This window comes from Terribacillus sp. FSL K6-0262, from assembly GCF_037977385.1.
GTDB lineage: Bacteria > Bacillota > Bacilli > Bacillales > Amphibacillaceae > Terribacillus.
On sequence record NZ_CP150277.1, the window covers coordinates 28,578 to 42,667 of the forward strand.

Here is a 14,090-nt window from a genome sequence, read left to right on the forward strand (position 1 = left end):
CAATTAATTCCTGAATGCCTTAAGTTGTTGATTTAAGCCTTTGGTAGAAACATATACTTCCTGATAAACACGGAATAATTTTTTGTATCTTTGCACATTTGCAGCAATCGGCTTGAATTCTTTCATTTTTCCAGTAAATACATCGGCACATTCTTCAAGTGTGGAAAACCATCCGGCACCGACAGCTGCCAGCATTGCCGCTCCGACACCAGGACCTTGTTCACTCTTTAAACGCACAATCGTGGCGTCGAAGATATCCGCCTGCATCTGAAGCCATGTATCATTTTTTGCTCCGCCGCCGATAGAGACAATGGTATTGATGACTTTGCCATTTTCACGGAAAATTTGGATGGATTCATGGAGGGAAAATGTGATTCCCTCCAGTACGGCCCTGACAAAATCCTTGATAGAGTGAGCAGCATCCATTCCGATAAAACTTCCGCGAATGATCGAATCAGCAAAAGGAGTTCGCTCGCCGGAAAGATACGGTGTGAAAATCAATCCATTGGATCCGATTGGTACCTTGTCGATTCCGTCCAGCAAAGATTCAAAGTCTTGATCTTTGGCGAAAACATCTTTGAACCAATGAAGGCTGTACCCTGCCGACAGAGTGACACCCATTGTATAAAACGCATCCTTCTTGCCATGATTGAAATAATGCACCCTTCCACCAAAATCCAATTCACCATTGTCTTCATAAGACAAGATGACCCCAGAGGTTCCGATACTGCAAAGGGAGTCTCCTTCCTTTAAGATTCCGGATCCAATGGCTCCGCAGGCATTATCTGCCCCTCCAGCAAACACAGGAGTTGACGGGGACAGCCCTGATGCCGCAGCAAAAGCGGAAGTCAATGTCCCGACGCACTCATGCGATTCCACAAGCGGTGGACATAAAGAAGGTGGAATACCCAGGATTTCACATATCTCCCCACTCCATGTTTTTTCACTTATACTTAATAAGAGCGTTCCGGCGGCATCGGAATACTCGGTCGCTATGTGTCCGGTCATACGGTAACGGACATAATCTTTTGGAAGCAGGAATGTCGATGCCTTGCTGAATGATTCTGGTTCGTTTTCTTTTACCCATAATAATTTCGGTAGGGTAAATCCTTCAAGTGCCGAATTTTTGGTGACTGACAATAGCTTCTCCATGCCGACTCTATCATGGATTTCCTTACACTGTCCGGTAGTGCGTGTATCATTCCACAGGATTGCATGACGCAGGACATTTCCCTTTTCATCAAGTAAGACTAGGCCGTGCATCTGACCGGAAAAACTGATCCCTTCTATGTCCTCGATATTTCCTTCGAATTTCCTTGATAAGCTTTGCAGGGCGTCAATCGTCTGATGTATCCATTCTTCTGGATCTTGTTCGCTGAATCCGGATTTTTCCTGGATCAAAGGATAAGCCCTGGTTTCCTCCAAACAAACCTCTCCCGCTTTGTTTAGGAGCAGTATTTTTACAGCGCTTGTTCCCAAATCTATTCCAAGCACATATTTCAATTCCTCTCCCCCTTTTCACGAAACAATGGGATATACCAAAATGAAATCCCTTCATCCGGTATATCCCCTGATTGCCTATTCTGTCAGGACAGTTAATAAGTACTGATTGATTGTCGCTTTCAACTGTTCTGTACGCCCTGAAGTGTTTTTGATTTCCCCTAATCCCAAAGCATATTCCTCAAGCTTATGAAAGTCCGTTCTATTCTCCACTATCTCTTTTCCTATCCCGCTTTCATAGCTGCTGTAACGAGTTTCGATGAAGTCCTCCAATACGCGATCTTCCAGCAATCTCTCTGCTGTCTTCAGACCCGCTGCAAAGCTGTCCATCCCTGCAATATGTGCATGGAAAAGATCCTCTGCTTCAAACGATCCCCTCCTTACCTTCGCATCAAAGTTTAAACCGCCTTTACCAAGTCCGCCATTTTGCAGAATTTCGTACATCGCCAGAGTGGCAGCATATAAATCGGTCGGGAATTCATCGGTATCCCAGCCAAGCAGCGGATCACCTTGGTTTGCATCAACGGAACCCAATAAACCATGGATGCGTGCGACCCGCAGTTCATGTTCAAATGTATGGCCTGCCAATGTAGCATGATTTGCTTCAATATTGAATTTAAAGTGATCTTTCAAATCATAATTTTGGAGAAAAGCTAACCCTGTGGCTACATCGAAATCATATTGATGCTTTGTAGGCTCTTTCGGTTTTGGCTCGATCAGGAACTGCCCATTGAAACCAATTTCTTTTGCATAATCAACGGCCATATGCAAGAATCTGGCCAAATTATCCTGCTCCAGCTTCATATCTGTGTTCAATAGCGTTTCATATCCCTCACGGCCGCCCCAAAACACGTAATTCTCAGCTCCAAGATCTTTGGCTATTTCGAGCCCCTTCTTTACCTTGGCAGCAGAATAAGCATACACGTCCGCATTGGCCGCTGTCGCTGCTCCATGGACAAAGCGGGGATGGGTAAACATATTCGCTGTATTCCATAAAAGCTTCGTTTTGCTAGTCTTCATATACTCCTTGATCATGGCAACGATTATGTCGAGATTTTTATTTGTCTCAGCCAAGGAACTTCCTTCAGGCGCAATATCTACGTCATGGAAACAAAAGAATGGTACATTCAGCTTTTCGAAAAACTCAAATGCTGCTTCCACACGTGCTTTAGCCAAGTCCATACCTGAGAATCCATCCCATGGGCGCAGCATATTCCCGCTGCCGAATGGGTCGGAACCATCCATGGTCATCGTATGCCAAAATGCAACACCAAACCGGAGTATTTCTTCCATTGTCTTCCCAGCGACCTTTTCCTCCGGGTTATAAAATTTATAGGCAAGCGGATTGGTAGAACCAGCACCCTCGAAGACGATTTTGTCAACGTTTTCAAAATAAGCCATAACATTACCCCCTATTTTTTTTGCTTGAAATATCTACCCAAACAGCCAATATGAGAATCAAACCTTTTACGATGTATTGCCAAAAAGCTTCTATGTTCATAATGCTCATTCCATTGTCGATGCTGGCCATTATCAGGGCGCCAATCAAAGCACCGGTGATTTTCCCTTTACCTCCCATAAGACTGGTCCCGCCAATGACACATGCCGCTATGGCATCCAATTCATACATGTCGCCGGCACTGACAGTTGCCGCATTCAGTCTGCTTGTAAGCAGGACCCCACTGACTCCTGCCAACGCTCCCATCGAGATGAAAACCCAAAGTGTATTCCATTTAATATTGATACCTGATAATGCTGCTGCCTCCTGATTCCCTCCGATTGCATAGACATAGCGTCCAAATGCAGTCTTGTTGGATACGAAAATAAAGATGGCTGCCAGTATCAAAACGATGAATATAGGAACAGGGATTCCCAAATAGCGATTCAACATATAGGTGGCCAACAATATGAAAAAGGAATACACGGCTGCTTTTCCATAATCCATGAAACCATTGGCTACGATCAGCCCCAATTGCTTCCGTTTAAAGCGATTTCTAAAAGTTCCATATACCAATAGGGCAATACTGATTGCCGCCAGGATATACCCTGGTACATATGGAAGATAGCTGTTTCCGATTTGTTTAAAACCTTCATTCATAGGTGCTACCGTTTGCCCCTTGCTGATTCCGATCAATATGCCTCTGAAAACCAGCATACCAGCCAGCGTAACTATAAAAGCAGGTACTGCCCGATATGCCACCCACCATCCCTGCCATAATCCGAGCAATGCTCCGGCAAGAACCGTGATAAGGAGCACAGGTATGGTACCCCAGCCATGCCAGACCTGTAATATAGCGGCTATCCCGCCAAGCAGCCCGACCAAAGATCCGACAGATAAGTCAATATGACCGGCAACAATTATCAACGTCATTCCAATTGACAGTACAGCAATCACCGACATCTGTGTGAATAGATTGGAAATATTCCTGGATGACAGGAACTCCCCTCCGGTGAAAACACTGAAAATAACGGCGATCAACACTAATGCAAAGAGGAGAGTGTATGCTTGATAGTCCAGTTTAAAGCTGATTTTCCGCTGTTTTTCCGTTGCTCCATTAGCCGATGGAAGCGGACTGTTCACTTCGATCCCCTCCTGTTGCGCAAGTCATGATCTTTTCTTGAGTGACATCATCCCTTAGGAATTCCCCAGCAACCGTTCCTTCGGACATGACGATTATTCGATCGGACATACCCATCACTTCAGGAAGCTCCGAAGAAATAAGGACGATCCCGACACCTTCCTTGACAAGTTCATTCATGATTTTGTAGATTTCATACTTGGCTCCTACATCGATTCCTCTGGTAGGCTCATCGAGGATCAATATTTTTGGCTTGTTCATCAGCCATTTGCTCAGTACCACCTTTTGCTGATTACCGCCGCTCAATTGACCAGCCTTTGTTTCAAGGTCGGGAGCTTTTAACTTCATCTTTTCTGTGATAATGGCTGCATGCTTGATTTCCAATGCACGATCAATCACTTTTATATTCATCACTTTATCAAGGGCGGCCAGCGTTGTATTTTTTGTTATATCCATCCCAAGCACCAATCCGTAACGCTTCCTGTCTTCAGAGACATAAGCCATTCCCTCATTGATGGCATCTGAAGGCTTTTTGATGGTTTTCCGTTTCCCATCTATCAAGACAGTTCCTTTCTTCTTGCCTTTGTAACCTCCAAACAGACTGACGAACAACTCTGAACGTCCGGCACCCATCAATCCGGCAAAACCAAGGATCTCTCCTTTTCGAAGATGGAATGACACATCCGCGAGCAATCTTTTTCCTGTTTCATCTGTAAAAGCGTAATCTTTCACTTCCAGGATTTTTTCTTTTCCGATTGCATGCGGCTCATATGGAAAAAGCTCCGTCAAATCACGCCCGACCATTTTGGAGATTATTTTTTGTTCCGTCATATCTTCGATAGGATCGGTACTGATCGTCTTCCCATCCCTCAAAATTGTCACAGTATCGGCAAGCTCCAAAACTTCCCCCAGTTTGTGGGAAATGTAGATACAGGTGACACCTTGGTGCTTTAAGCCATTCAGCAATTGTATCAATACTTTCACGTCACTCTCCGTCAACGCAGCTGTCGGCTCATCCAGGATGAGTATCTCCGTTTTTTTCGTAAGCGCCTTTGCGATTTCCAACAATTGTTGTTTCCCTACAGATAAATCACCCGTTCTGACTTGCGGGTCTATATTCAGTCCGATTTGTTCCAGCTTTTTCTTGGCTTCAGAGTAAATCCTGTTCCAATCGATAAACTTTCTTCTCATCAGATCATCGCCCAGGAAAAGATTCTCTGCAACCGACATTTCCTCCACCAGCGCCAGTTCCTGATAAATGATCCCTATACCTGCATCCTGCGCCTCTTTGATTGATTTGAACTCTGCTTCGTTTCCGTTAATGACAATTTTTCCGCTGTAACTATTCCGAGGGTAAACACCGCTGAGTATTTTCATCAAAGTTGATTTCCCTGCTCCGTTTTCTCCGCAGAGCGCGTGTATTTCTCCTTTTCTAACGGAAAACGTCACATCTTCCAAAGCACGTACACCCGGAAACTCCTTTGTGATGCCTTTCATTTCAAGTGCATACATGCCTGTATGTCCCTCCCGCCACTGATTGATTGTTAGGACTTTTCCAGAGTTCACAAGGTACATCCAGCTTGATTTTCATTTTGATGCCATTCCGTAACCTGTCCTTATGAATAAATAATCTCCGGCTCCATATTACCCAGCAGCTGGCCATTCACTCTCTGGTACGTTTTTATATACATCCTCAAGTGAATGAAATCCATCTTTGATCACGGTATCAGCCAAGTTATCTTTATTCACCTGGATTGGTTCGAGCTTGATGAATGGTACATCCATCTTTCCATTGTTGATGGTGGAGTCAGCTTTGACTTCCTCCCCTTTTGCCAGCTGGACTGCCACTTCGGCACTTTTTGTCGCAATTTCTTTAATCGGCTTATAAATAGTCATTGTCTGTGTGCCTTCTGCAATTCGCTGTACTCCGGAAAGATCGGCATCCTGTCCGGATATGGCCACTTTCCCTGCCAGACCTTGGGCTTCCAGAGCCTGAATTGCCCCGCCAGCAGTACTGTCATTCGATGCCACGACTGCATCGACGTCATTTTTATTTGCGGTCAGCGCATTTTCCATGATTTTGAGGGCTTCATTTGCATCCCAGTTCTTCACCCATTGATCACCGATGATTTCAATATCCCCACTGTCCACGAGCGGCTGCAGGATATTCAGCTGACCTTCCCGGAATAACTTGGCATTATTGTCTGTCGGAGATCCGCCCATCAAGAAATATTTTCCTGTCGGTACTTGTTCTGTGAGGTATTCAGCCTGCATTTCGCCTACACGCACATTATCAAAAGATACATAGGCATCTATATCTGCCCCATTGATCAGACGATCATAAGAAAGGACTGAAATCCCTTCTGCCTTTGCCTGATCTACAACAGTCGAAAGAGCATCGGAATTGATTGCGATTATGACAAGTGTATCTATATCCTGGGACAGCATGTTTTGGATTTGGGACAGCTGTTTCGCTTCATCACCATCTGCAGATTGGACAAGGACTTCTGCACCCAGCTCTTCTGCCTTCTCCACGAAAAAGTCACGATCATGCTGCCAGCGTTCAAGTGTCAAATCTGAAACGGATAAGCCAATTTTAAGTTTATCGCCTCCCTCTCCTCTTCCAGAGTCATCAGTACTGTCTTTACCAACATCTTGACCGCAGGCTGCTAAGACAAAAAGAAGTAAGCTAACCAAGCCCAGCAAAAGTAAGCCCTTACATTTCTTCACGTAACCTACACCTCCGCTTCTTTTGATAATCCATTTTCCATTTGATAATATCATCGAAAACTTAGTTTGTCTATACGATAAACTAAGTTTTGTTTTAAATATTCCATTGCCTGTTCCTGCAATAAACGTATACTAATGCAATCCATTGCCTTATAATGTAAGTGTTTTCACAGATTCCTAAGCACGCTGTCCCAATAGACTAACAGAAATCGGAGGTTTAAAAATGGAGAGAATCAGCAGTTCTATTTATCTCATATTGGAATGGATCACCCGTTTTGCTTATTTGAATGTCCTGTGGATCTTATTCACCTTCACCGGTGGGATTATCTTAGGATTTTTCCCTTCCACCACTGCCATGTTCACCATCATCAGGAATTGGTTAAGAGGAGAGTCCGATGCTGCGCTGCTTGGGACGTTTTGGTCATCATATAAAAAAGAATTTTGGAAAAGTAATAAATTGGGGATATTCGTTGCCATGCTCATGGTGATAATCATCCTTGATATTTGGTATTTGCACTTCCTTCCCCCTGTCTTGTCGTGGTTCCACATTCCTTTGCTGGTATTTATCCTGTTTTCCTTCCTTTTCTTATTTTATCTTTTTCCGGCATTTGTCCATTTTGATTTGAATGTCCGGTCAATCATTAAGCATGCCTTTCTCATCATGCTGATTCATCCGCTGCACACTCTCATGATCATTATCTGTCTAGCTTGTTTAACACTCATGATGTATGCGCTTCCTTCCTTGGCATTTTTATTTGGTGGAAGTGCTTTTGCTTTTACGACTATGTGGCTTTGCCTTCATGCTTTTACTGGAATGAATAAAAAAAACAGCGCATAAAAGGAGGCTGGGACATAACTAATTCCCCAGTGTTTAAAACCGAATCTTATCTTGAGCGCCGCTTCGGCAGAACACTCCGCTTTCCACGGGAACGGCCTCAGCCTCCTCGTGGAAAGGTCACCACTGTGGGGTCTTCAGCTCGCGCTGTTCCCGTAGGAGTCTCCGTTTCTTCCTACACTGGGATAGATAACTAATCAAAAAACCGAACTTATGCAAATTTTCGTATGAAGATTTGCAATATAGTTCGGTTTTTTATTTGGCTAAAACACTTTTGTCCCAGCCTCTTTGGCTTTTTAACCTTTGACTGCACTGGAGGAAATACCTTCCACCACTTTATTGCTGAAAAACAGGAAGGCCAGCAATATAGGCAGCATACTGATGATCAGAGTTGCCCCGATTGCCCCCCAATCCGTCATATACTGTCCAATGAAATTTTGTATCCCGACTGTCAGTGTTTTGTATTCATCCGAACTTATAAAGGTATTCACAAAAACAAATTCATTCCAGTTATAAATCATGTTGATGATCACTGTGGTGGACAATACCGGAACAGTCATCGGAAGGATGATCCTGAAAAAAATCCTATGAACCGAACAGCCATCCATAATGGCTGCCTCTTCTATTTCGCGAGGCAATGCATAGTAGAATCCCAACAAAATCATCAAGGTGATCGGTAAATTATAAGCTGTATACGTGATGACGATCGACCAAGGATTATCTATCATATCCACTTTCAAAAACATGTTGAACAAAGGGATGATGGAAGAATGTATAGGAATCATCAATCCCACCATGAATAGCCCAAGCACCGGTTTGCTTAACTTCCATTTCATCCTGGTAATTGCAAATGCGGCCATACTTGCCAACAAAACGGTAAAGATGATGGCTACTCCTGTAATCCAGACACTATTCCAGAAATAACCTCCTATACCGCTATCCCATACCTTCATATAATTTTCCCATCTAAATGCAGTTGGCAGGGCGAATGGGGATTCCGAAAAGATCTCCTGATTATTTTTCAAGGAAAAAAGAAACAGCCATAAAATCGGGAATATCTGCAACACAGCCACTGCAGCCAAACATACATAAAGAAGCATGTAGCTTACTTTTTTCAAGGGAACGACCTCCTTTTAATATTGCAATTCCTCTTTGGAAGCTGTGACTTTTCGTATAATGACGGTAACAATCAGTGTGATGAGCAATAACAAGAAACCAATGGCACTGCCATATCCAAAGTCATTACTGGAGAATGCTAACTTGTACATATAGGATGCCATCACTTCACTGGCACCATTAGGTCCGCCGCCAGTCATGACATAAATCAAGTCAAAGTACTTCAATGAGCCTACGACCGCCAGGACAATCGTCACTTTCACAACCCCCATGATCAAAGGCAGTTTGATCCTGTACGCAATCTGCAATGGTGTTGCTCCATCTATTCTGGCAGCCTCGACTATCGACTCGGGGATATTTTTCAAGGCAGCATAATAGATCAATATATAAAAGCCTGCATATTGCCAAAGAATCGGAATGAAGATGGCATATAGGACTACAGTCGGTTCTGCAAGCCAAGCGGGCGGGTTTTCCACCCCAACTAAAGCTAACATGCTATTTAAAATTCCATTGGAAGGATGAAAGACTTTGATCCATAGTTGGGCAATTGCCACCGATGATAACAACATTGGAATCAAGTATATTTTCCGTAGTAGATTGGATCCTTTAATCTTAGATGCCAGAACTAACGATATTGCCAAATACGCAATCAGACTCACAGTGGAAAATAATGCAAGCAAGAATGAATGCAAAGCGCTTTCCCAAAATAGTCCATCCTGGATGGCGTTGAAGTAGTTTTCCATACCGATGTACTTCATGGCACCGATACCATCCCAGTCCATCAAGCCATAGTATCCAGACAGCAGCAAAGGAATGAAGATGAATATGCTGATGAGTAAAAAAGCCGGGAGAATATACAATCCGATTATCCATTTATTGGACATCACTTTATCCATTGGGATCAACTCCTTTTTTATGAATGAAGGGCAATCCAGCTATAGGTTTGCCCTTCACTACCGCTGATTATTTTGAGAGAGCCGCTTCATGTTTTTCGGCGAATTCTTCTGGCGTCACCTCTTTTCCGAATAAGGACTGGATCATATCCAAGTGAACCTGGGCCACATCCGCACTCATTTGAACGTCAGCAAATAAGGTGATATTGCTGGCATTGTTCAAGTCATCCAGTACATCTACATACATTTTGGGAAGATCCAGTGAGGCAGCATCCACTTTTGTAGCTGGAATGACCCCTGCTTCCGTAACCGACTTTTTGCCCCATTCTTGTACAAAAAAAGATACGAATTCTTTTGCCTCTTCTTTTACATCCGAATCCTCTGCGACAAACAAACCGACTCCAGGTCCCCCCACATAACTGCTCATATCCCCCTTCCCATCAACTGTCGGGAAAGGAAAATAACCTACGGAATCCCTGAACTCCTGGAGGACATCTTCATTGGTCGTATAATTGGGAAGATCCCATGTCGCGATCAGATACATGGCTGCCTGTTCATTCATAAACATACTTTTTGCTTCCTCATCCGAAAGTCCATTGAATCCTTTCACAAATGCATCCATATCCACCATGTTCTGAACTTCTTCAGCAGCAGAAACCAGAGCAGGATCCTTGAAGGAACCAGAACCGCTGATTGCGTTTGTCAACGCATCCCCTCCGCCGATCCTATCAGCGAAATACATATACCATAAAGATCCTGTCCAGCGATCTTTATTACCCAATGCAATTGGAGCCACACCATTTTCGGACAGTGTTTTAACGACATCCTGAAATTCTTCGTATGTCTTTGGTACTTCCAAACCATTCTCTTCAAAAATCTTCTTATTATAGAATATTGAGGCAACATTCAATTCAAGCGGTAATCCATACGTACTCCCGTCAATCGCATAAGCTTCTGGTATCCCCGACACAAAACTGTCTTTTAAATCCCCTTCCAGCACATCATCCAACGGAGCAAATTTTTCACCTTCCACATATGGCTCCAAATAACCCGCAGCCCATGTCATACCTACATCGGGCAGTTCATTGGAAGTAGACAACACCTTGATTTTATCCTTGTATTGCTCGTTACTCATCACTTCCAGCTTTACCTTTACGTCTGGATTTTCCGCTTCAAAATCCGCAACGATATCTTGCACGATTTCATTATGCTGCTTCGAACTCCCTTCAGGCCATAGATGCATAAACTCAATTGTTTTACCATCCGAACCAGATACATCATCCGAACCGGAACATCCACTGATCAACAGCAACGAGGAAATAACAGCAAAGAAAATTGTAACCGCTTTCTTTTTACTCAATTCATATTCCTCCCCATTATGCTTTTTTTGTAATGGTCTTGTTACTGGAATAAGTTTACCATCGGGAACAATGTTTGTCTAGTGGATAAACTAAGTTTATCATGGTAAAATGGAAATATTCAAACATTAGAATGGAGCTTTTTCATGAAATCATCCCAAACCTTCAATCAGCATGTTGTAAAAAAAGGAAACAAATCATTGGTTTTACAAACCATACAAGAGCAGATGCCTATATCAAGGGCAGATATCGCAGCTGAAACAGGTCTGAATAAAGGAACTGTATCTTCCCAAGTAAGTGAGCTTCTGGAGGAGAATTTAATCCTGGAATCCGGGCCGGGAGTTTCAAGCGGCGGAAGACGTCCCGTAATGCTTCTATTCAATCACATTGCAGGATACTCCATCGGAATTGATATCGGGGTGAATTACATTCTTGGTATTCTTACGGATTTGCAAGGGAATATCAAGAATGAAAAAATCATTTCTTTCAACGATCTATCCTATGAGGAAATCCTCGGGGAACTATATGCTTCGATTGACTCCCTCCTCCTTTCCATGCCCCCAAGTCCCTATGGACTGGTTGGAATCGGCGTCGGTGTACCAGGAACAGTCAATACAGAAGGTGAAATCTTGCTCGCTCCGAACTTGAATTGGCGAAATATCAATCTGAAGGGTGTGCTGGAGGAAAAATATAAAGTACCGGTGCTGATCGAAAATGAGGCAAACGCAGGAGCTTATGGGGAAAAGCAATTCGGTGCCGGAAAATCTTCCAATAATTTAGTATATGTCAGTGTGGGCATCGGGATTGGTGTCGGCCTCATCCTGAACGGTGAACTCTATAAAGGGCAAAATGGATTCTCGGGGGAGCTTGGACATATGAGCATCGAAACGAATGGTCCATTGTGCCGCTGCGGCAACCATGGGTGCTGGGAACTGTATGCCTCGGAAAAAGCATTGATAAATAGAGCGATTGCATCCGGAATCACATCGGTAAATGGAGATAGGATCTCCCTCGAAGAGCTTAACGACCTTGCTGAAGGAGGTGATCAGCATGCTGTAGAAGTATTTGACAAAATCGGAAGTTATCTTGCAATTGGGATCAACAATATTATCAATATTTTCAATCCAGAAAAAATCATCATCGGCAACCGTCTCGCCTCTTCTGCTAAATGGTTAAGCGAATCCATTGAAATGAAAAAGGCACAGACGCTGCGCACGCATCAGGAAGATTTAAAGATTGATTTCTCTGAGCTATCTCGTTATTCAGCTGCCTTGGGTGCTGCTGCTTATGCCAACGAAAACTTCCTGGCTATCGATATCCAGGATGTTTAATTGTTCCGTATTCCTAGAAAAGAGAGGTTATTCAAATGACAATCATTCAAAATCCCATTCTCACAGGGTTTAATCCGGATCCAAGTATTTGTCGCTCAGGAGAAGATTATTATATTGCTGTATCCACTTTCGAATGGTTTCCGGGAGTGGGCATTTATCACTCGAAAGATTTGAAAAATTGGCGTTTGGCATCAAGGCCCCTTAGTCGTATAAGCCAATTGAATATGATGGGTAATCCTGATTCCGGAGGCGTTTGGGCTCCTGCCTTATCCTTTCATGACAATAAGTTCTGGCTCATCTATACCGATGTCAAAGTAGTCGATGGCCAATGGAAGGATTGCCATAATTACTTGGTTACCTGCGATACCATAGATGGTGATTGGTCTGAACCGATATACTTGAACAGTTCTGGATTCGACCCTTCTTTGTTCCATGACGACGACGGTAAAAAATATCTTGTAAACATGGTTTGGGATCAACGAGTCGATCATCATAATTTTTATGGCATCGCTCTGCAGGAATACAATGTTTTGGAAGAAAAACTTGTAGGCAAACGAGAAATCATCTTCAAAGGTACAGAGGTGAAATTAACCGAAGCTCCGCACCTATATAAAATGAACGGATATTATTATCTTTTGACAGCCGAGGGGGGAACCAAATACGACCATCAAGCAACTATTGCACGGTCTGAAAATTTGCACGGGCCATATGAAGTTCATCCGGAAAATCCTTTGATCACTTCTTTTCCGTATCCTAAAAATCCGCTGCAGAAAGCTGGGCACGCATCCATTGTTCAAACACATACCAATGAGTGGTTTCTGGTTCACTTGACGGGCCGACCTTTGTCACAACCAGACAAACCCTTGCTGGACCCGCGCGGATATTGTCCGCTTGGCCGTGAAACCGCGATTCAACGCTTGGAATGGAAAAATGATTGGCCTTATGTTACAGGAGGCAATCAACCTTCCCTAAAAATAGAAGGTCCAACCATCCAAGAGGTGAAATGGGAACGTGATTATGAGGTAAAAGACGATTTTGATTCCGATTCGCTGAATCTTCACTTCCAATCACTGCGAATACCCTTAAACGATAAGATTGCCAATCTTAAAGATAACCCTGGTCATCTAAGGCTCTACGGGAGAGAATCGCTTACTTCTAAATTCACACAGGCCTTTGTTGCAAGAAGGTGGCAGCATTTTCACTTTACAGCTGAAACAAAAGTATCTTATCATCCGACCAATTTTCAGCAGGCTGCTGGGCTGGTGAACTATTATAATACCCAAAATTGGTCTGCCTTGCAGGTTACATGGGATGAAGATAAAGGAAGGATACTTGATTTGACCATATGTGATAACTTTGTTTTTCAGCAGCCTCTCCGAGATAAACAAATCATTATTCCTGAAGGAGTGGAATACATTTATTTGCGCTGTAATGTAAACGCTAACACATACACTTATCATTACTCCTTTGATGGGGAAAAGTGGGGAACACTCCCGATTACACTCCCTTCCCATAAACTATCGGATGATTATATCCATGGCGGCGGCTTCTTTACAGGCGCATTTATCGGGATGCAATGCCAGGATACATCAGGTCAGCAGCTGCATGCTGATTTTGATTATTTTATCTACAATGCTGAAGATGGTACCGAGTCCGACCTCTCTCTAACTCAAAGCTGATCGAGCATCGTATCTTTGCAACTCGATGTAGTCATGGATGGATATATAGCAACACAATAGGAAAAAGAG

General features: G+C 43.4%; 11 protein-coding genes. 3 read left to right on the forward strand and 8 right to left on the reverse strand.

Translation table 11 applies throughout. From position 1 onward, the window contains the following. Positions 1-3: 3 nt before the first annotated feature. The 5 genes from xylB to xylF all read right to left on the reverse strand — a co-directional run bounded on the left by xylB (position 4) and on the right by xylF (position 6,809). Positions 4-1,503: a xylulokinase gene (gene xylB, locus MHI54_RS00135; protein WP_340082086.1), complete on the reverse strand. Its 1,500-nt coding sequence runs from the start codon at positions 1,501-1,503 to the stop codon at positions 4-6. 75 nt (positions 1,504-1,578) lie between these two features. Beyond that, the gene (xylA, locus tag MHI54_RS00140; protein ID WP_340082087.1) at positions 1,579-2,901 is read right to left on the reverse strand and encodes a xylose isomerase; all 1,323 of its coding nucleotides are present in this window, start codon (positions 2,899-2,901) and stop codon (positions 1,579-1,581) included. A gap of 4 nt (positions 2,902-2,905) precedes the next feature. Next, entirely contained in the window at positions 2,906-4,081 is a 1,176-nt protein-coding gene (locus tag MHI54_RS00145; RefSeq protein ID WP_340082088.1) for a sugar ABC transporter permease, read from the reverse strand. Continuing rightward, positions 4,056-5,591 (reverse strand): xylose ABC transporter ATP-binding protein, encoded by a 1,536-nt coding sequence (locus tag MHI54_RS00150; protein WP_095216653.1) that lies wholly within the window; start codon positions 5,589-5,591, stop codon positions 4,056-4,058. Before MHI54_RS00150 ends, MHI54_RS00145 begins: the two co-directional genes overlap by 26 nt. A 132-nt stretch (positions 5,592-5,723) precedes the next feature. Continuing rightward, positions 5,724-6,809, reverse strand: a complete 1,086-nt coding sequence (xylF, locus tag MHI54_RS00155) for a D-xylose ABC transporter substrate-binding protein (RefSeq protein ID WP_340082089.1) — start codon at positions 6,807-6,809, stop codon at positions 5,724-5,726. 223 nt (positions 6,810-7,032) lie between these two features. On the opposite strand from xylF, the gene MHI54_RS00160 reads away from it, so the two are divergent. Continuing rightward, the gene (locus MHI54_RS00160; protein WP_095216651.1) at positions 7,033-7,647 is read left to right on the forward strand and encodes a DUF624 domain-containing protein; all 615 of its coding nucleotides are present in this window, start codon (positions 7,033-7,035) and stop codon (positions 7,645-7,647) included. A gap of 293 nt (positions 7,648-7,940) precedes the next feature. On the opposite strand, the gene MHI54_RS00165 is transcribed toward MHI54_RS00160, so the two are convergent. From MHI54_RS00165 to MHI54_RS00175, 3 genes are all read right to left on the reverse strand, one after another. Further along, entirely contained in the window at positions 7,941-8,762 is an 822-nt protein-coding gene (locus tag MHI54_RS00165) for a carbohydrate ABC transporter permease (protein ID WP_095216646.1), read from the reverse strand. 15 nt (positions 8,763-8,777) lie between these two features. Then, positions 8,778-9,656, reverse strand: a complete 879-nt coding sequence (locus MHI54_RS00170) for a sugar ABC transporter permease (RefSeq protein WP_095216645.1) — start codon at positions 9,654-9,656, stop codon at positions 8,778-8,780. 67 nt (positions 9,657-9,723) lie between these two features. Beyond that, entirely contained in the window at positions 9,724-11,013 is a 1,290-nt protein-coding gene (locus tag MHI54_RS00175; protein ID WP_095216644.1) for an extracellular solute-binding protein, read from the reverse strand. A gap of 144 nt (positions 11,014-11,157) precedes the next feature. Here MHI54_RS00175 and MHI54_RS00180 point away from each other — a divergent pair, with 144 nt between their 5' ends. Both MHI54_RS00180 and MHI54_RS00185 read left to right on the forward strand, forming a co-directional pair. Then, positions 11,158-12,342, forward strand: a complete 1,185-nt coding sequence (locus MHI54_RS00180) for an ROK family protein (protein WP_095216643.1) — start codon at positions 11,158-11,160, stop codon at positions 12,340-12,342. Between the two features lie 35 nt (positions 12,343-12,377). Beyond that, a complete protein-coding gene (locus MHI54_RS00185) occupies positions 12,378-14,021 on the forward strand; it encodes a glycoside hydrolase family 43 protein (RefSeq protein ID WP_340082090.1) in 1,644 nt (547 codons plus the stop codon). The last annotated feature ends 69 nt before the right edge of the window (positions 14,022-14,090 follow it).